Raw genomic sequence first — 15894 nt, 5'->3', positions numbered from 1 at the left:
GCCTCACCGTTCCGGGAGATTCCAGCGTTCACGCAAGTGTTCGTATTGCGCCTCGGGCATTTGCACCAGCAGGGGCGACTGGCGAGGATCGAGCCAGTCGAACAAACGGGAAATGTCCGCCTGATCCATGGCCGTGCAGCCCGCCGTCGGTGAGGTCGGGCTGCGCCAGATGTGGAAGAAAATGCACGAGCCCGAGGCGGGGGACGCCGGTGTGTTGTGCTCGATGACAATGCCTTTGCGATAGCCTTCCTCGCTGCGCATGCGTTCAGCGCTGTTCCAGTCCTTTGCGATCTTCGAGCCGTCGACCAGTTCGTTGTAGCGTGCGGAGTGGCTGTCGTCGACGCATTCGATGGCCGGCGTCAAGGCGAGGTAAGGCAGTTTCGTTTCGGTCGTGTTGTCGTAGCCAAATGCCGTACCGAGCTTGAATACCCCGGCCGGCGCTTTGCCGTCACCTTCACGTTTGACCGGCCCGTCGCCTGGCTCATCGCTGCTCAAGCCCTTGCCCCAGGCCATGCCGTTTTTGCCGACCACGACCGCAAACGCATTACCCGATTTTCGAAAGGTTTTGCCGTCCCGTTCGTAGCGTTGGGCGGTGCCCTGGATGTCATCCCAGTTTTTGCTGGTGACCACAATCAGCTGATGGCTGGCGTCGAGCGCTTCGCTGGCGCTGAGCGGTGTAATCGGGAAATCCATGACCTCGTTCGGCGCTCCGGCGCCGGTGTAAGTGAAGTGCCACCACTCCTTCGAGTACCCGGAAAATCCTTCTTTTTCCATCGCACGGCTTAGCCACTGACGATTGTCCTTCGCGGTCGCGTTGATGGTCGGGTTGGCGGTATGCGTCCGCTCATCGAAGCAGTCGAAGCCGGTGCCCATGTCGAGCGCGCCGTCGTGCCAGCGCTGGGCATAGGGCGCTGTGCAATCGACCTGCGTCGCCGAGGATGACCAGGTTGCGGCGGGCATCGCTGTCGGACCGATGAGTGTCAGGTCGACGGTGGAGCCGCGGGAGTGGTTCGACACCCGTGCCACATACCCCAGGCGCCAGAAATCCTGCTTGTCCACGCGTGGGTAGAACTCGGCCTTGCGTGGGTCGCCAGGCATGGAAGCGAAGCGGCCCATATCGGCGACTGCACGACTGGGCCGATAACAGTCGAACACCTTCAAGCCATAGCCTTGCACCTGCAATGACGCCTGCACCCGTGCCAGCGCTTTAGCCGCATCCAGCGTCAACAGACACTCGGCGGCGGCGTACCCGTCGAGTGGATGACCGGTGAAGTTGTGGGCGCTGGCGTAGCGGATGTCCTGCTCGATGGTGGGGGCGATCGTGCGCAGATAGACCATGTGTTCGGGCCGTGGCTCGGCGCTGGTCATGGCGGGAATGACGATAGTCAGGAGCAGCAGAGATTGCAGCCAGGATCGTGCGGTTTTGTAAGAGGAACCCATGCAATTTCTCCTGGGTAGGGCTGCACACTGCCGACCGACATCAGGCCGGTTGCTGCGCCTGATCGCCAAATACGGGCCTGAAGAAACTGCGCTCATAACTGAGGATGCATTTTGTCTCTTCGGCGAACTTGAACGCCGCGATGCACTCGGGATCTTTCATCGAGTCCTGGCGATAACGCTCATACGCGGCAAGGCTTGGAAAGCTGAACATCGCCATGGCGATATTGTTCGCGCCTTCGGACGGCAGGAAATAGCCGTGATGCTGGCCGCCGAATTTTTCAACGAGGGGAATCCACAACTTTCCATAGTGTTCGAACGCTGCGATCTGGTAGGGATCGAGTACATATTTCAGATAACAAGTGATCATGTCTTTGCTCTCTTGGGCTGGAAGATCAAGCGATTTTAAAGTGCGTCGTCCGACGCGATTTGCTGCACGTGGGCCACCACCGGGGGAATCTCCTCACGGCTATCATGCTTGAGCCATTCGGCGGGGGGCGAGCCCACCACGTTCAGGAAGGTTCTGGAAAACGACGCTTGCGAACTGTACCCGACCGATGCAGCGATGACTTTGATTTGTACACCGTCGCGCAGCAAGTCCTGGGCGACTTTCATTCGCCACGCGGTGACGTAGCCCATCGGTGAGACCTCCATGATCCGGGTGAAGTACGCCGAGAATTTCGAGCGGGACATGTGAGCCAGCGCTGCCAGTTTTTCCACGGTCCAGGCGGCTTCGGGCTCTTGCTGAATGCGATTGAACACTGCGCCAAGGCGCCCGTCCTGCAAGGCATAGAGCAGGCCGCTGGAAATCTTTTGCTCGACGACGGAGCGTCGCACCAGCAGTACGAAGATGTATTCGAGCAACAGGTTGAGTGCCTTGGTTCTGCCGGGTGCCTGATCCTGGAATTCGCCGATCAGCGAGCCGATCACCGGAGCAATGTTTTCCAGGCCGCTGATGGGAAATACCAGCGTTTCCTTGAGGCCAAGGGGGAAGGGCTGGAGCGTGTTGCGTCCGAACTGGAAAGAGGCGCAGACCAGCTCGGCGCCCTGTGCTGAACTGGAACGCAACCGGTAACGGCAACTGCTCGGGCAAAACAGCACGCTGGGCTCGGCAATCGATATCTTCGGCAGGCCGGGCTGAATCATGTCGATACCGCCCTGGCTGATGACGTGGATGAACGCCATGCCCGGTGGTTTGTCGAGCACGAGCGTGCCGTCGACCCGGCCGGAGAAGAACAGCCGGCCCTGGAGATGGGTGCGCTCGAAGAACTCGGAGAGGATATCCATGATAGGGACGACCGGGTAAAGACTCTGCACGTCCTGGCAAAAGCGAAGCTGTGCGCGGCAATAGGATGAAGTTCTCGCCGATGGTAGACAACGGCCCTCAGGGGCGCCATGGCGATATCGTTATTTCTGATTGTCGACTGGAGTCTACAGCCATGAGCAACCCTTCACCTCACATCGCCTCCCCGTACGCAGACCCGCTGGAACCGGCCTTGCCGGATCCCGGCATGAAGCTGGACCTGAGCCGCGCCGCGCTGGTGGTGATCGATCCGCAAATCGACTTTCTCAGCCCCGAGGGGGTTAGCTGGTCCGTGTTTGGCAAAAGCATTGTCGAGCACGATACCGTCAAGCACATTGGCCAGCTGTTTGCTGCAGCAAAGAGTGCCGGCATCACGGTCGCGGTTTCCCCGCATTACTACTATCCGTGTGACCACGACTGGCATTTTGGCGGGCCGCTCGAGAAGGTCATGCACAGCATCTGCATGTTTGATCGCAAGGGGCCGTTGAGCCTCGACGGTTTCGAAAACTCCGGCGCCGACTTCATGCCCGAGTACAAACCCTACATTCTTGATGGCAAAACCCTTATCGCTTCACCGCACAAGGTGTACGGTCCGGAAACCAACGACCTGGCGCTGCAACTGCGCAAACATGGCGTTTCGCAGATCATTCTGGCCGGCATGGCGGCGAACCTCTGCGTCGAGTCGCACCTTCGTGAACTGCTGGAACTCGGTTTCGAAGTGGCGGTGGTTCGGGACGCGACGGCCGGCCCGACAACCCCTGAAGGCGATGGTTATCTGGCGGCGTTGATCAACTATCGCTACATCGCCAATGCCTTGTGGAGCACGGCGCAGACGCTTGAGTTTCTTGGGCGCGGGAACCCATGAGGGAGACGTGCGATCGGGCATGAAATAACAGAGGCGGCTCATTCGAGCCGCCTCTGTTGCGTGACTACCCGCGTACGGGCAATTTCCAGCCTGGCCGGATGAAGTGACAGGTGTAGCCGTCGGGCAGGCGTTCGAGGTAGTCCTGGTGTTCCGGTTCGGCTTCCCAGAATGGTCCGGCCGGGGTGATTTCGGTGACCACTTTGCCAGGCCAGAGGCCAGACGCTTCGACGTCAGCCACGGTGTCTTCGGCAATCTCCCTCTGCTTGTCGCTGAGGTAGAAGAGGGCAGAGCGATAGCTGGCGCCGACATCGTTGCCTTGGCGATTCGGGGTCGTCGGGTCATGGATCTGGAAGAAAAACTCGAGGATCTGGCGGTAACTGATCTGCTGCGGGTCGAACACAATCTCGATCGCTTCCGCGTGGTTTCCGTGGTTGCGATAGGTCGCATTCGGCACATCGCCTCCTGAGTAACCCACTCGTGTGGACAGCACGCCGGGGTAGCGCCGCAGCAGATCCTGCATGCCCCAGAAGCAGCCGCCGGCCAGAATGGCGGTTTCGGTTTGCGTCGTCATAGACGGTCATTCCCCTCAAAGTGTTGACACGCTACTGATTGCCGATCGGGCTGTTGAACTGGCCGGAGTAGCTGCCGTCCATCAGCGAGGATGCCACCCGATCCGATCCTATACCACTGCGGGAGTATGCCAGACGAACAGCACCGACGTGATCAGCGCCATCCGACGCCAGGGCTCGTGTCGCTGCAGCCCAGGCACCGGGGGGCAGCACCCTTGTTGCAAGACCCATACAACCCCGAAAAGTTTTTATGACGTTCTCCACAATCCCTCAGCCATGGAGCCATTGAACACGACCCGTCATCTGATGCTGGACGGCACAACGCCTGGGGTCTTGGCTGGTTACGTTTGCGATTGGCACGGGCGCGCTTTGGCGCGCACGGGTGTCGAGGGATTTCCTGACACAGAGAAGACGAACTGAAGAAGTATAAGGCTGTGGTGGCGATTGTTCAGAACCGGTGACCACCGGTGCGGATACCGCACTTGGCAGACCTTAAAACCGAGCGCAAACAGCGCAGGCGCAATGAAAATCCGCCTGACCCAATTTCAAAAACCACGACCCTCCATACCTCTACGCGACAACCCTTATCCCTCTACGAAAATTACTTTCGCCTCGTTTGAAAATCGCTCTTCGAAATGTTTTATGAGTTTCACAACCCATTCGACGTGACCCTTTCGAGGAGTACCGCATGACCCTGTCCTTCGGCTATTGGCTGCTGGTGTATGCCGCCATCGCCATCATTGCCCTGATCGTTCTGATCGCCCGTTACCGGCTTAATCCCTTCATCGTCATCACCCTGGTGTCCATCGGCCTCGCGCTGCTGGCCGGCATGCCGCCGTCCGGGGTGGTCGGTGCGTACGAGGCCGGCGTCGGCAAGACCCTGGGGCATATCGCGCTGGTAGTGGCGCTGGGCACGATGCTCGGCAAGATGATGGCCGAGTCCGGCGGTGCCGAGCAGGTGGCGCGCACGTTGATCGACCGTTTCGGCGAGAAGAACGCACACTGGGCGATGGTCTGCATCGCGTTCCTGGTCGGGCTGCCGTTGTTCTTCGAGGTCGGTTTTGTGTTGCTGGTACCGATCGCCTTTACCGTGGCGCGCCGCGTCGGGGTGTCGATCCTGATGGTCGGTTTGCCGATGGTCGCCGGGCTCTCGGTGGTGCATGCCCTGGTGCCGCCGCACCCGGCGGCGATGCTGGCGGTGCAGGTGTATGGGGCGTCGGTCGGGCAGACTTTGATGTACGCGATTCTGATCGGCATTCCGACGGCGATCATCGCCGGTCCGCTATACGCGAGGTTCATCGTGCCGCGCATTCAATTGCCGGCGGAAAACCCGCTGGAGCGGCAGTTCCTCGAACGCGAACCACGCGACAGCCTGCCGGGTTTCGGCATCACCATGGCGACCATTCTGCTGCCGGTGGTGCTGATGCTGATCGGCGGCTGGGCCAACCTGATTTCCACGCCGGGCAGCGGCTTCAACCAGTTTCTGCTGTTCATCGGCAACTCGGTGATCGCCTTGTTGCTGGCAACCTTGCTGAGCTTCTGGACCCTCGGCATCGCCCAGGGCTTCAACCGCGAATCGATCCTCAAGTTCACCAACGAATGCCTGGCGCCGACCGCCAGCATCACCCTGCTGGTCGGCGCTGGCGGCGGGTTGAACCGGATTCTGGTGGACGCCGGGGTGACCGATCAGATCGTCAGCCTGGCCCATGAATTTCACCTGTCGCCGCTGCTGATGGGCTGGCTGTTCGCCGCGCTGATGCGCATTGCCACCGGTTCCGCCACCGTGGCCATGACCACCGCGTCGGGCATCGTCGCGCCGGTGGCCATTGGGCTGGGCTATCCGCATCCGGAGTTGCTGGTGCTGGCGACGGGCGCGGGGTCGGTGATCTTTTCCCACGTCAACGACGGCGGCTTCTGGTTGATCAAGGAATACTTCAACATGAGCGTCGCCCAGACCTTCAAGACCTGGACCGTGCTGGAGACCATCATTTCCGTGGTCGCCTTTGCGTTGACCGTAGGTCTTTCCTATCTGATCTAGCTCGAACCCTTCGATCGCTCTCCAGTTTCAATGCTCATGGTCACCCATTGGGCGCGTCATCGTGCGCGCCGGTGTTGGGTCTCAGCGGCGGATTGCGGTCGGGCAAAACTTAAAAACCATAAAAAAATCACCCTGGAGCATCGTATGTTCAAACGAGCAATCCCCACCGCACTCTTGTTGGCCACCGGTTCGATCTGCGCACAGGCAGCGGACTCTGGCGCGCACGGTTTTCTGGAAGACAGCAAAGCCAGCCTCTCGATGCGCACGCTGTATTTCAACAGTGATAACCGCGATGGTGCGGCGGATCCCTCGAAAACCGAGGAGGCTGCGCAGGGTTTTGTGCTGCGCTACGAGTCCGGGTTTACCCAAGGCACGATCGGTTTCGGGCTCGATGCTCAGGCGCTGCTGGGGGTGACATTGGACAGTGGTGCCGGGCGCCACGTCGGTAGCGGCATGATCCCGACGGAGGGCGACGGTGCAGCCGATACCTGGAGCAGCTTCGGTCCCACGGCGAAGATGCGTATTGCGAAGACGGAGTTCCGCTACGGCACGTTGTTGCCGAAACTGCCGATCCTGCTGTCGAACGATGCCCGCGTCTTGCCGCAATCGTTCACCGGCGCCCAGATCACTTCGAATGATATCGATGGGCTGATGCTGACCAGTGGTGTGCTTGAACATGCGGTCGGTCGTGCTTCGACGGACCGGACCGGTTTGTCCGTACCGGGCGCCACACAGGACAGCAACAAGTTTTACTTCGCCGGGGGTGATTACTTCATCACCAAGGATCTGAAAGCACAGTATTACTTCGCGCAGATGGAAGACTTCTATAACCAGAATTTCTTCGGTCTGACCCATGTACTGCCGATCGACAGCAAGAGTTCGTTCACCACTGACCTGCGTTACTTTCGCACCACGTCGACCGGGGCCAACAGTTCCGCCGCTGGCCGCGCACAAGGCTACCGCGCTTCCGGTTACACCGAGGACAACAATGGTGAAATCGACAACAACACCTGGGTTGCGATGATCACTTATATGAACGGTGGGCACTCGGTGTCGCTGGGCCATCAGCAGGTGGGTGATGGCAGTAACTTCGTCCAGCCCAACCAGGGCAGCCTGGTTGATAAAGGGGCGGGTGGCGGCAGTGTTTATCTGCCGACGGACCGCATGATCCAGAGTTTTACCCGTGCGGGTGAGCAGACGAACTTTGGTCAGTACACCTATGACTTCGCGCCTTTGGGCGTGCCGGGCCTGAAAGCGTCGATCGTGTATTTGAAGGGGACTGATATCAAGGTTCGCAACGCCGGTGATCAGTCAGAGTGGGAACGCGATATGACCCTGGATTATGTGTTGCAGTCGGGGGCGCTCAAGGGGCTTGGGTTCAGTGTGCGCAATGGCAAGTCGAACACTGATGCGGGGCGTAATGTTGACCAGAATCGCTTTATCATCAACTACACCTTGTCGCTGTTGTAAGCGCCGGGCGAATAAGAAACTCCGTTTCTGCGGTAACGGCCGCCTTACAGCGAGTCACTTGGAAAAGCCCCGCGTAATGGCCTCTCGAGGGGCCAGCACCTGGCTCTTCATGTGTACGCATTCCCCCTGTGGGAGCTAGCAGGCTAGCTCCCACAGGGGATTGATGTCCGGCATTGCATCGGGTTACGCCGCCGGTGATTCGGCCGGACCCAACCAGGTCGGCGCGGCTAATTGCCGTCGGCAACCTTGCGTTCTATCTCGTCGATTTTGCGCTGCAGTTCCTCGGCGTCCTGCTCTTTGGTTCGGGTGGAAGAGGGCGTGATGGCTTGATCGACACCTTCGGCTTCACCGTTTCTGTCCTGCACATCCCGCTCGACCACATTCACCGGTTTGCCCGACGAATCGATGGGCGGAGCGTTTGACGTCGTTTGCGATTCGAGTGCGTTATCACGGTCATCACTGTTCATGTCGCGTACCTCCGTTTGCCTTCACATTGGATGCGACGGTTACCCACGAGTTCGAGATTTTTTGCCCACGATAGTCGCCCCCTCACCTCTGGTCGGGCGTGATGAACCTGTGTCGCACCCGATCGCTCCATTCAGAAACGACCGTGGAAACCGCCGCCATGAATTCATTCAGAAACCTGCTGACGAGAACCCAGGAGCAAAAACTTCGGGCCCTGGATGCCTGGCACCGTACGCTCGAAAACTGCTCGCTGCGCATGGACTGCCCGGATGCCTACCATGAGGAACTGCTGCGGCAGGCGGATGAAATGGATCGCCAGGGCATCATCGATTGGGAGGAGTGGCGAGACTTGCGCACAAAGGGTGACGAGGCTTATCTGCGTGCGGTCGCGGGGGAGGATTACCACGGTCGATGAAGCGTAGACGGGCTGAAAAAAAACGGGATTGGAGCGTGTGCCCCAATCCCGTTTCTTCCATTATTTACCGGTCGACAACGGTGGGGTTCGAGGCGGGATTTTGCGCTTCGATCCGGTCGATTCAAACGCCGAGGCAACACGCAGCAGCGCCGAATCGTCATAGGCACGACCGGCAAAGGTCAGCCCGACCGGCATGCCGATATCCGGCATGATGCCCATCGGCACAGTGACCGTTGGAACACCGAGGTGACGGATGGCGAGGTTGCCGTTGGCGACCCAGACACCATTGCTCCACGCGATGTCGGCGGAGGCCGGATCGACATCGGCATTCGCTGGCGCAACGTCAGCCACCGTCGGGAACAGCACCGCATCGAGGCCCAGCCGGTCCATCCAGTCTTCAAGGTCGATGCGACGGGTCTGTTCAAGTCCGCGCAGTCCATCGGGAACGGTAGTGATCTGGTCCCACGGCGTGATGCCGCGCTCGGCCATCCGCACGTACTCGTCCATGCCCGCGACGAGGTCGCCTTCGCGGTTGGGCAGGGTGCCCGGGTCGTGGGGGAAAATCAGCGGCCCGTCGACGTCGACCAGGCGGTTCAGTTTCGGATCGCCGTTGGCCTGCAGGAAATCATCGAACGCCCAGGCCGTCAGGTCCCACAACTCATGATGCAGGAACTCTTTCGACACCAGGCCCCGGGTGAACACTGTCGGCGCTCCCGGACGATCACCCTCGCAATTGGAGACCAGCGGGAAATCGACTTCGATCACTTCGGCGCCCGCGGCTTCGAGTGCCTTGCGTGCCTCTTCCCAGAGAGAAATCACTGAAGGCCGGGTGTTGATGCGTTGCCCCGTCGGCCCACCGATCCCCGGCGCCTCGCTGGTGCCGGCGTCGGGATCGGCGTTGATGAACATGCGCGGAACACCCAGGCGCTTGCCGGCGAGGGCATCTGGCTTCGCCGCCAGTTCGGCATAGGAAGCAGGGCGCACCGAGGTGACACTCGGAATCGGCACCCAGGGCTGCATCCGCCACAGGTCGCCGCGGGTATCGGGGTCTTCCGCCACCACCACGTCGAGCACTTCGAGCAGGTCAGCCATGGTTCTGGCGAACGGCACGACCACGTCCATCGTCGGCGTCAGCGGCCAGTTGCCGCGCACCGAAATCACCCCGCGGGACGGCGTATAGGCGCACAGCCCATTGTTCGAGGCCGGGCCGCGACCGCTCGACCAGGTTTCTTCTGCCAGGCCGAATGCCGCGAAACTGGCGGCGGTGGCAGTGCCTGCTCCGTTGGACGAACCGGAGGCAAAAGGCGCGGTGAGGTAATCGGCGTTGTACGGACTTTCCGCACGGCCATAAACGCCGCGCTGCATGCCGCCGTTCGCCATCGGTGGCATGTTGGTCTTGCCCAGGCAGATCGCCCCGGCGGCGCGAAGCCGTTCGATGGTGAACGCATCGCGATAGGCAATCAGGTTGGCGAAGGCGGGACTGCCAGAGGCGGCGGTCAGCCCTTTGACCAGGTAACTGTCCTTGGCCGTATAGGGAATGCCATCGAGTGGCCCCAGCGTTTTGCCCTGCGCTCGCCGGCTATCGGAAGCCTGCGCTTCCTTGAGCGCCTCGGGATTGCGCACCACCACCGCGTTGAGGGCGGTGGGCGTGTCGGCGCCGTCGTAGGCGTCGATTCTGGCGAGATAGGCCTGGACCAGTTCCACTGCAGTGGTCTGGCCGGATTCGAGCGCCGCGCGCAGTTCGGCAATGGAAACCTCGGTGACCTCGATCATGCTGTTACCGCCGTTTTGATAGGGAAGAAGTGAATGCGCGGCATGGTATGTCCAATGAAGGGGTTGTTGCCAGTGCCGGGGCGTTTTATGGCCGCGCGATCCCACCCTGCACTGAGGGCTTTTTCGGCCCTTGAGTTTTCATCGGCTTTCAGACTCAAATGATCATTTTGCGGACGGTGATGATATGGAACATCGGTGTGAAGTAGCCGTGGTCGGGCTGGGTGCGATGGGCGCTGCGACGGCCTATCAATTGGCCAAGTCCGGCGTCAGGGTGATCGGTGTCGACCGATACCATCCGCCCCACACCCAGGGCTCCAGCCACGGTGATACGCGTATCACCCGACTGTCGGTCGGGGAAGGCGCGGCTTATCTGCCTGTCGTCCGTAACTCCCACCGGATCTGGCGCGAACTCGAAGCACTGTCCGGCGAGTCGCTGTTCGAGCAGTGTGGCGTGCTGGTCATGACCTCCAGCCCCGACTATGACGCCAATGATGCGAGCGACTTCACCCACCGCACCTTTCAACTGGCGAAAACCTACGGCATCGAGCATGAGGTATTGTCCGCCGAACAGATTCGCCAACGATTCCCGCAGTTCTCCCCGGTGCTGGACAGCGCCGTCGGCTACTTCGAACCGAGTGGCGGTTTTGTCCGGCCGGAACGCTGCATCGCCGTGCAACTGCGGCTCGCCGAGGAACACGGCGCGACGCTGCTGAAGGGTGAAACCGTCACAGGCATCACCTCGCATGAGCAGGGCGTCACCCTCACCACCGACCAGCGAACGATCCATGCCGACAAAGTCGTGGTCAGTGCTGGCATGTGGTCCCGGGACCTGTTGGGTCAACCGTTCGACCGGTTGTTGCGGGTGTGTCGGTAGAAACTGTTCTGGTTCGAGCTGGAAGAGAACGCCCGGTTTGCGCAGGTCTCGCCGACGTTCATCTTCACCCACGGGCGAGGGCAGTCCTACTACGGCTTTCCGCCGTTACCCGGCGAGAGCAGCCTGAAAGTCGCGACGGAACAGTACAGCGAGGCATGTTCCCCGGACTCCCTGGACCGCACCGTCAGCGCCGCCGAAGCGTGCGACATGTTCGAGACGCAGGTGCACGGCAGGATCGCCGGTGTGACCTCGCGGGTGGTCAAGTCAGCGGTGTGCGCCTATACCGTCACGCCGGATTCGCACTTCATCATCGACGAGCATCCGACCTTGAAAAACACCCTGGTGGTCTCGGCCTGTTCAGGGCATGGCTTCAAACATTCTGCGGCGTTGGGCGAGGCGGTGGCGCAGTGGTGTGTGCGTGGCTCCAGCGACCTGGATCTGTCGGCGTTTTCGTTGAAGCGGTTTGAGGGGCAATCCTGATTCCTTATTAAGCCAAACCGATGAGCCCGTTGTTTTCCCCCTTCCTTTGCAATGCCGCGTGTCGGGGTCATGCTGTTCATGTTGCTCGCGTTGGGCTGCGTAGCGGCTCCAAAATCTGACAACCATCGCCGGTTTTTGTGAGTGCTGCGCACTCAAGCGGGAGCAAGCTCCCTCGCCACAGGTTTCTTCTGACCCCGGACGATGAACGACAGCTTCATACGGAAAATCAAAGCCCCCCGGCCGTTACGCCGGGCGATAATGCGGCTACATCTGATACCAATTGGCCACTACCTCCGGTAAAGTGTGCGCCGCTCGAGAGATGGATCCCGGGCGTTTTTCCATGGAGTTACTCAGTGAATTACCTCAGCAAAGTGGTTGCCGTTTCCCTGTTCGGTCTGGTTCTGGCAGGTTGCACCGGCGCGCCGATGAAAACCCAGCAATACGATGCCAGCCAATACACCGTCGTTGGCCACAGCGAAGCGAGCGCCACCGGCCTTATGCTGTTCGGTGTCATCCCGATCCGCCAGAACAACCGTTTCGTTCGCGCACAAGACGCGGCGATCAAGGCCAAGGGCGGCGACGCACTGATCAACACCCAGGTGCAGGAAAACTGGTTCTGGGCCTGGGTCCTGACCGGTTACACCACCAAGGTGTCCGGTGATGTGGTCAAGCTGAAAAACGTTCAGTAAGCTTTCACCAGCACAGCCTGCCGCAATGGCAGGCCTCGCTTGTCGCTACGGTTAAACCAGGTTGATCACGACGTCGATGTTGCCACGGGTCGCCTTCGAATACGGGCAGGTCTGGTGCGCGGCATCCACCAGCGAACGTGCGACAACAGGATCGAGGCCCGGAAGGCTCACGTTGAGACGTGCTTGAAGGAAAAAGGCGTTTTCGGTCTTGCCCAGGTCCACTTCGGTATCGACCGCGACGTCAGTCGGCAACGTCACTTTCAATGCAACCGCCGCTTTACCCATGGCGCCGATGAAGCAGGCGGACCAGCCTGCGGCCAGCAGTTGTTCAGGATTGGTGCCACTGCCTGAAGAGCCAGGCGCGGAAAGCTTGATATCCAGACGTCCATCGTCACTTCGCGACTCGCCGTTACGGCCTCCGGTCGTGTGGGTCTTGCCGGTGTAAAGCACGGTGTCGATTTGATTGATCATGGCGGGTTCCTGCTGAGGTTTTTGGGCTCTTCTACATTGCTGTTCACCGGAAAACGTCTGAATTTCCGATGTGGCCCACTTTTTCATCCTCATGTAGTGCGGATGTGTCCTGATCCGGCACTTGTGTAACGCTGTGTAGGATCGCCGCGAAAAAATACAGATCGATACAAATGCGGGAGCGAGCAAGCTCGCTCCCCACAGGTAAAAGCCTTCACACCTGCTTGTTCAACGCCGCCTCCGTCGCCGCAATTTCCGCCTGACGCTTGACGATCAGATCGCCCGTCGGCGGGCCCTGAAAGCGCCGAGCCTCAAAACCGAACCAGACGATGGCCGTCAGCACCAGGAATCCGATGGTGATGTACAGCGCCCAGTCGTTCGGTGGCTGGATGCCGATGACGAAGATCACCACCATCGACAGGATCGAGAGGATGGCGAACAGTGAATACAACCCGCGTCCCATGTTCCACGGCCCCATGGTCGGCCACTTCGCGGTCCCGTAAGTGAACAGGCCCAGCACGATGGGGATGATGAAAGAGAAGAACAGGAAGATCACCGTGCACGAGACCACGATGGTGTAGACCGGCGTTGCCCCGATCGAGATCACCGACGAGCCCCAGTCGAACAACACCGCCAGGGTAGCGCCGGTCCAGATGGCGGCCACCGGGCTGCGATATTTCGGCGAGACCGAGGCCAGTGCTTTCGAGCAGGGCAGGCCGCCGTCCCGGGAGAAGGCGAAGATCATGCGTGACACCGAGGTCACGGTGGCCAGACCGCAGAGAAACTGCGAGATGAAAATCGCCACGTAAAGCGCCAGTTTGATGGTCGGGCTCACCTGGGCATTCATGGCCCAGAAGAACACGTTCCAGCCCTGTTTCGCCGCTTCGTCCATGCTTGGCAGCATCAGGACGAATGAGCTGAGCATCACCCAACCGAACAGCAACGACCAGACCACCGACATGACCATGCCGCGCGGCACCGACATGGCCGCGTTGTGGGTCTCTTCGGAGGTATGCGCCGACGCGTCATAACCGGTGATGGTGTAGATCGGCAACAGCAGGCCGAGCATGAACACCCAACCGTTCGAAACCTGTGGCCAGACGCTGCCGCCGGCTTCGCCGGAATAGTTGCCGAAGGTCCACAAACGGGCGAATTCATAGCTCGGTGCGGAGATCAGGCAGACGAGGGTCAAGGCAAGCGCCGTGGCAAAAATCAGGTAGCCCGAGAAGTCGGTGAGCTTCGCGGTCAGGCCGATTCCCAAGTGGTTACACAGGGCCTGGATACCGGTCAGGATCGCCAGGAAAATCACCCTGACCGTGGTGGTGTCTTCCATGCCGAGGGCCGGTCCGAAGGCACCGAAAAAGAAGTAGTAGGTGCCGACGTTGATGGCGCCCAGCACGGTGATCAGTCCCAACAGATTGAACCAGGCCGTCAGCCAGCCGGTAAAGCGGTTACCCAGGATCGAGCCCCAGTGATAGAGCCCGCCAGCGGTGGGGTAGGCCGAGGAAATCTGCGCCATGGCCAGGGCAAAAACCCCTGAGATCAGGCACCCGATGGGCCAGCCGATGCCAATCGACGCACCCCCTGCACCCGACGTGCCCTGCGCCAGCGAGTTGATGCCGCCGGAGAGGATGCAGATGATCGAAAAGGAAATGGCGAAGTTGGAGAAAACACCCATTCGTCGCGAGAGTTGCTGGGCGTAGCCCATGCTGTGCAGCACCTTGATGTCATCGTCGTGCGCGTCGGTGCCAGGCTGGCTTGCTGGGTTCATGCTGTGTACCCCATCAGGTTTTGATTCAATCCACTGGCGTGTGCGCAATGGACTGGCCTTCAACACCTTGTCGTACTGCTCCTTTTCCAACCGATACCACTGACTGCTCCGGATCTAGAGACGGCCGTGAAAAGCCGCATCGAAAATGTGGGCCACGCCGTCCTTGGTCAATGGCAGCGGGTTGCCGCCGGCCGAGGGGTCGACAATTGCCATGTCCGCGATCAGGTCGGCCTGCCGGTCGTCCACGCCCAGTTCAAACAGCGTATGCGGCACGCCGATGTCCTTGCGCAGCTTGAGGACGAAGGCCAGAAAGCTGTCGAAGCCGGGGGAGGGCAGGCGCAGATACGCCGCGAGGCGGGTGATGCGCTCTTCGATGGCCGGGCGATTGAATTGCAGGACATAGGGCATGAACGTGGCGTTGGTCATGCCGTGATGGGTGTCGTACAACGCACCCACCGGATGCGAAAGTGCGTGCATGCCGCCCAGGCCTTTCTGGAATGCGGTGGCGCCCATTGCTGCGGCAGCGAGCATTTGCGCCCGCGCCTCAAGGTCCGAGGGGGTGTGCACGACGCGCACCAGGGCATTGGCCACCAGGCGCATGCCTTCCACCGCGATGCCGTCGGCCATCGGATGAAAACCGGGGGCACAGTACGACTCCAGGCAATGCGCGAACGCATCCATGCCGGTGCCGGCGGTGACTTTCGCCGGCATGCCGACGGTGAGCGCCGGGTCGCTGATGACCACCCGCGGCATCATTTTGGGGTGGAAGATGATGCGTTTGGTGTGTGTGCTTTCGTCGATGATCACCGCCGCGCGGCCGACCTCGGAACCGGTGCCCGCCGTGGTCGGCACCGCAATGACCGGGGCGATACTGCTTTCGTCGGCGCGGGTCCAGTAGTCGCCGATGTCTTCGAAATCCCACACCGGTCGGGTCTGCCCGCTCATGAAGGCAATGAGTTTGCCCATGTCCAGGCCGCTGCCACCGCCGAAGGCGACCACGCCGTCGTGCTTGCCGGCGCGCCAGGCGTCGAGCCCGCCGGCGAGGTTGGCCTCGATGGGGTTGGGCTTGAGGTCACAAAACAGCGCGACACCCAGGCCGGCAGCGCGCATGGCTTCCAACGCTGCCGTGGTGATCGGCGCGCGCGCCAGGCCACTGTCGGTGACCAGCAGCGGTCGCTCGATACCTTGGCTGCGACAGACCTCGGCCAGCTCGGCGATGCGGCCGACACCGAAGCGAATGCTGGTGGGGTAGTTCCAGTTTCCAGTCAGGTTCATGG

14 protein-coding genes and 1 pseudogene are annotated in these 15894 nt (G+C 60.6%); 6 read left to right on the top strand and 9 right to left on the bottom strand.

What is annotated here, in order from left to right; translation table 11 throughout:
• Nucleotides 1-3: 3 nt before the first annotated feature.
• The 3 genes from ACM1ZW_RS29245 to ACM1ZW_RS29235 are packed head-to-tail and all read right to left on the bottom strand — an operon-like array spanning nt 4 to nt 2724.
• On the bottom strand, nt 4-1440 hold the full coding sequence (locus ACM1ZW_RS29245) for a M15 family metallopeptidase (RefSeq protein ID WP_416739892.1): 1437 nt from the start codon (nt 1438-1440) through the stop codon (nt 4-6).
• 40 nt (nt 1441-1480) lie between these two features.
• Nucleotides 1481-1807, bottom strand: coding sequence for an NIPSNAP family protein (locus ACM1ZW_RS29240; protein WP_017339563.1), 327 nt, complete (start codon nt 1805-1807; stop codon nt 1481-1483).
• Nucleotides 1808-1842: 35 nt separating this feature from the next.
• A complete protein-coding gene (locus ACM1ZW_RS29235; RefSeq protein ID WP_416739891.1) occupies nt 1843-2724 on the bottom strand; it encodes an AraC family transcriptional regulator in 882 nt (293 codons plus the stop codon).
• Nucleotides 2725-2876: 152 nt separating this feature from the next.
• Here ACM1ZW_RS29235 and ACM1ZW_RS29230 point away from each other — a divergent pair, with 152 nt between their 5' ends.
• A complete protein-coding gene (locus ACM1ZW_RS29230) occupies nt 2877-3605 on the top strand; it encodes a cysteine hydrolase (protein WP_017339561.1) in 729 nt (242 codons plus the stop codon).
• A 64-nt stretch (nt 3606-3669) separates the two neighbouring features.
• Here ACM1ZW_RS29230 and msrA read toward each other — a convergent pair whose 3' ends face one another.
• The gene (gene msrA, locus ACM1ZW_RS29225; protein ID WP_017339560.1) at nt 3670-4176 is read right to left on the bottom strand and encodes a peptide-methionine (S)-S-oxide reductase MsrA; all 507 of its coding nucleotides are present in this window, start codon (nt 4174-4176) and stop codon (nt 3670-3672) included.
• A gap of 686 nt (nt 4177-4862) precedes the next feature.
• On the opposite strand from msrA, the gene ACM1ZW_RS29220 reads away from it, so the two are divergent.
• Together ACM1ZW_RS29220 and ACM1ZW_RS29215 are read left to right on the top strand one after the other, a co-directional pair.
• Entirely contained in the window at nt 4863-6212 is a 1350-nt protein-coding gene (locus ACM1ZW_RS29220; protein ID WP_052909684.1) for a gluconate:H+ symporter, read from the top strand.
• Between the two features lie 144 nt (nt 6213-6356).
• Nucleotides 6357-7682 carry an OprD family porin gene (locus ACM1ZW_RS29215; protein ID WP_416739890.1) on the top strand — a complete coding sequence of 442 codons (1326 nt, stop codon included), beginning with the start codon at nt 6357-6359 and terminating at the stop codon, nt 7680-7682.
• Nucleotides 7683-7909: 227 nt separating this feature from the next.
• Here ACM1ZW_RS29215 and ACM1ZW_RS29210 read toward each other — a convergent pair whose 3' ends face one another.
• Nucleotides 7910-8149 carry a hypothetical protein gene (locus ACM1ZW_RS29210; RefSeq protein ID WP_416739889.1) on the bottom strand — a complete coding sequence of 80 codons (240 nt, stop codon included), beginning with the start codon at nt 8147-8149 and terminating at the stop codon, nt 7910-7912.
• A gap of 158 nt (nt 8150-8307) precedes the next feature.
• Between ACM1ZW_RS29210 and ACM1ZW_RS29205 the strand changes: the two genes are divergently transcribed.
• Complete coding sequence (locus ACM1ZW_RS29205; RefSeq protein ID WP_017339313.1) at nt 8308-8562, top strand: hypothetical protein; 255 nt, start codon at nt 8308-8310, stop codon at nt 8560-8562.
• A 60-nt stretch (nt 8563-8622) separates the two neighbouring features.
• Here ACM1ZW_RS29205 and ACM1ZW_RS29200 read toward each other — a convergent pair whose 3' ends face one another.
• The gene (locus ACM1ZW_RS29200; RefSeq protein ID WP_416739888.1) at nt 8623-10335 is read right to left on the bottom strand and encodes an amidase; all 1713 of its coding nucleotides are present in this window, start codon (nt 10333-10335) and stop codon (nt 8623-8625) included.
• Between the two features lie 184 nt (nt 10336-10519).
• Between ACM1ZW_RS29200 and solA the strand changes: the two are divergent.
• Together solA and ACM1ZW_RS29190 are read left to right on the top strand one after the other, a co-directional pair.
• Nucleotides 10520-11689, top strand: a pseudogene (solA, locus tag ACM1ZW_RS29195) (N-methyl-L-tryptophan oxidase).
• 353 nt (nt 11690-12042) lie between these two features.
• Nucleotides 12043-12378, top strand: a complete 336-nt coding sequence (locus tag ACM1ZW_RS29190; RefSeq protein ID WP_416739887.1) for a hypothetical protein — start codon at nt 12043-12045, stop codon at nt 12376-12378.
• A 51-nt stretch (nt 12379-12429) separates the two neighbouring features.
• Here ACM1ZW_RS29190 and ACM1ZW_RS29185 read toward each other — a convergent pair whose 3' ends face one another.
• The 3 genes from ACM1ZW_RS29185 to ACM1ZW_RS29175 form a co-directional block, all read right to left on the bottom strand.
• Nucleotides 12430-12849: an organic hydroperoxide resistance protein gene (locus ACM1ZW_RS29185; protein WP_017339309.1), complete on the bottom strand. Its 420-nt coding sequence runs from the start codon at nt 12847-12849 to the stop codon at nt 12430-12432.
• Between the two features lie 211 nt (nt 12850-13060).
• Nucleotides 13061-14617 carry an amino acid permease gene (locus tag ACM1ZW_RS29180; protein WP_414880051.1) on the bottom strand — a complete coding sequence of 519 codons (1557 nt, stop codon included), beginning with the start codon at nt 14615-14617 and terminating at the stop codon, nt 13061-13063.
• Between the two features lie 114 nt (nt 14618-14731).
• Entirely contained in the window at nt 14732-15892 is a 1161-nt protein-coding gene (locus tag ACM1ZW_RS29175; protein ID WP_416739886.1) for an iron-containing alcohol dehydrogenase, read from the bottom strand.
• Between the last annotated feature and the right edge of the window lie 2 nt (nt 15893-15894).

This window comes from Pseudomonas sp. NFX71, from assembly GCF_048079215.1.
GTDB classification, from domain to species: domain Bacteria; phylum Pseudomonadota; class Gammaproteobacteria; order Pseudomonadales; family Pseudomonadaceae; genus Aquipseudomonas; species Aquipseudomonas fluorescens_B.
The sequence above is the reverse complement of the archived record's forward strand: the minus strand, read 5'-3'. Positions and strand labels throughout refer to the sequence as shown.

Excerpts from the sequence above, each read along its gene's own strand:
- ACM1ZW_RS29245 (WP_416739892.1), bottom strand. The coding sequence starts at position 1,440 with ATGGGTTCCTCTTACAAAACCGCACGATCCTGGCTGCAATCTCTGCTG.
- ACM1ZW_RS29240 (WP_017339563.1), bottom strand. The coding sequence starts at position 1,807 with ATGATCACTTGTTATCTGAAATATGTACTCGATCCCTACCAGATCGCA.
- ACM1ZW_RS29235 (WP_416739891.1), bottom strand. The coding sequence starts at position 2,724 with ATGGATATCCTCTCCGAGTTCTTCGAGCGCACCCATCTCCAGGGCCGG.
- ACM1ZW_RS29230 (WP_017339561.1), top strand. The coding sequence starts at position 2,877 with ATGAGCAACCCTTCACCTCACATCGCCTCCCCGTACGCAGACCCGCTG.
- msrA (WP_017339560.1), bottom strand. The coding sequence starts at position 4,176 with ATGACGACGCAAACCGAAACCGCCATTCTGGCCGGCGGCTGCTTCTGG.
- ACM1ZW_RS29220 (WP_052909684.1), top strand. The coding sequence starts at position 4,863 with ATGACCCTGTCCTTCGGCTATTGGCTGCTGGTGTATGCCGCCATCGCC.
- ACM1ZW_RS29215 (WP_416739890.1), top strand. The coding sequence starts at position 6,357 with ATGTTCAAACGAGCAATCCCCACCGCACTCTTGTTGGCCACCGGTTCG.
- ACM1ZW_RS29210 (WP_416739889.1), bottom strand. The coding sequence starts at position 8,149 with ATGAACAGTGATGACCGTGATAACGCACTCGAATCGCAAACGACGTCA.
- ACM1ZW_RS29205 (WP_017339313.1), top strand. The coding sequence starts at position 8,308 with ATGAATTCATTCAGAAACCTGCTGACGAGAACCCAGGAGCAAAAACTT.
- ACM1ZW_RS29200 (WP_416739888.1), bottom strand. The coding sequence starts at position 10,335 with ATGATCGAGGTCACCGAGGTTTCCATTGCCGAACTGCGCGCGGCGCTC.
- ACM1ZW_RS29185 (WP_017339309.1), bottom strand. The coding sequence starts at position 12,849 with ATGATCAATCAAATCGACACCGTGCTTTACACCGGCAAGACCCACACG.
- ACM1ZW_RS29180 (WP_414880051.1), bottom strand. The coding sequence starts at position 14,617 with ATGAACCCAGCAAGCCAGCCTGGCACCGACGCGCACGACGATGACATC.
- ACM1ZW_RS29175 (WP_416739886.1), bottom strand. The coding sequence starts at position 15,892 with ATGAACCTGACTGGAAACTGGAACTACCCCACCAGCATTCGCTTCGGT.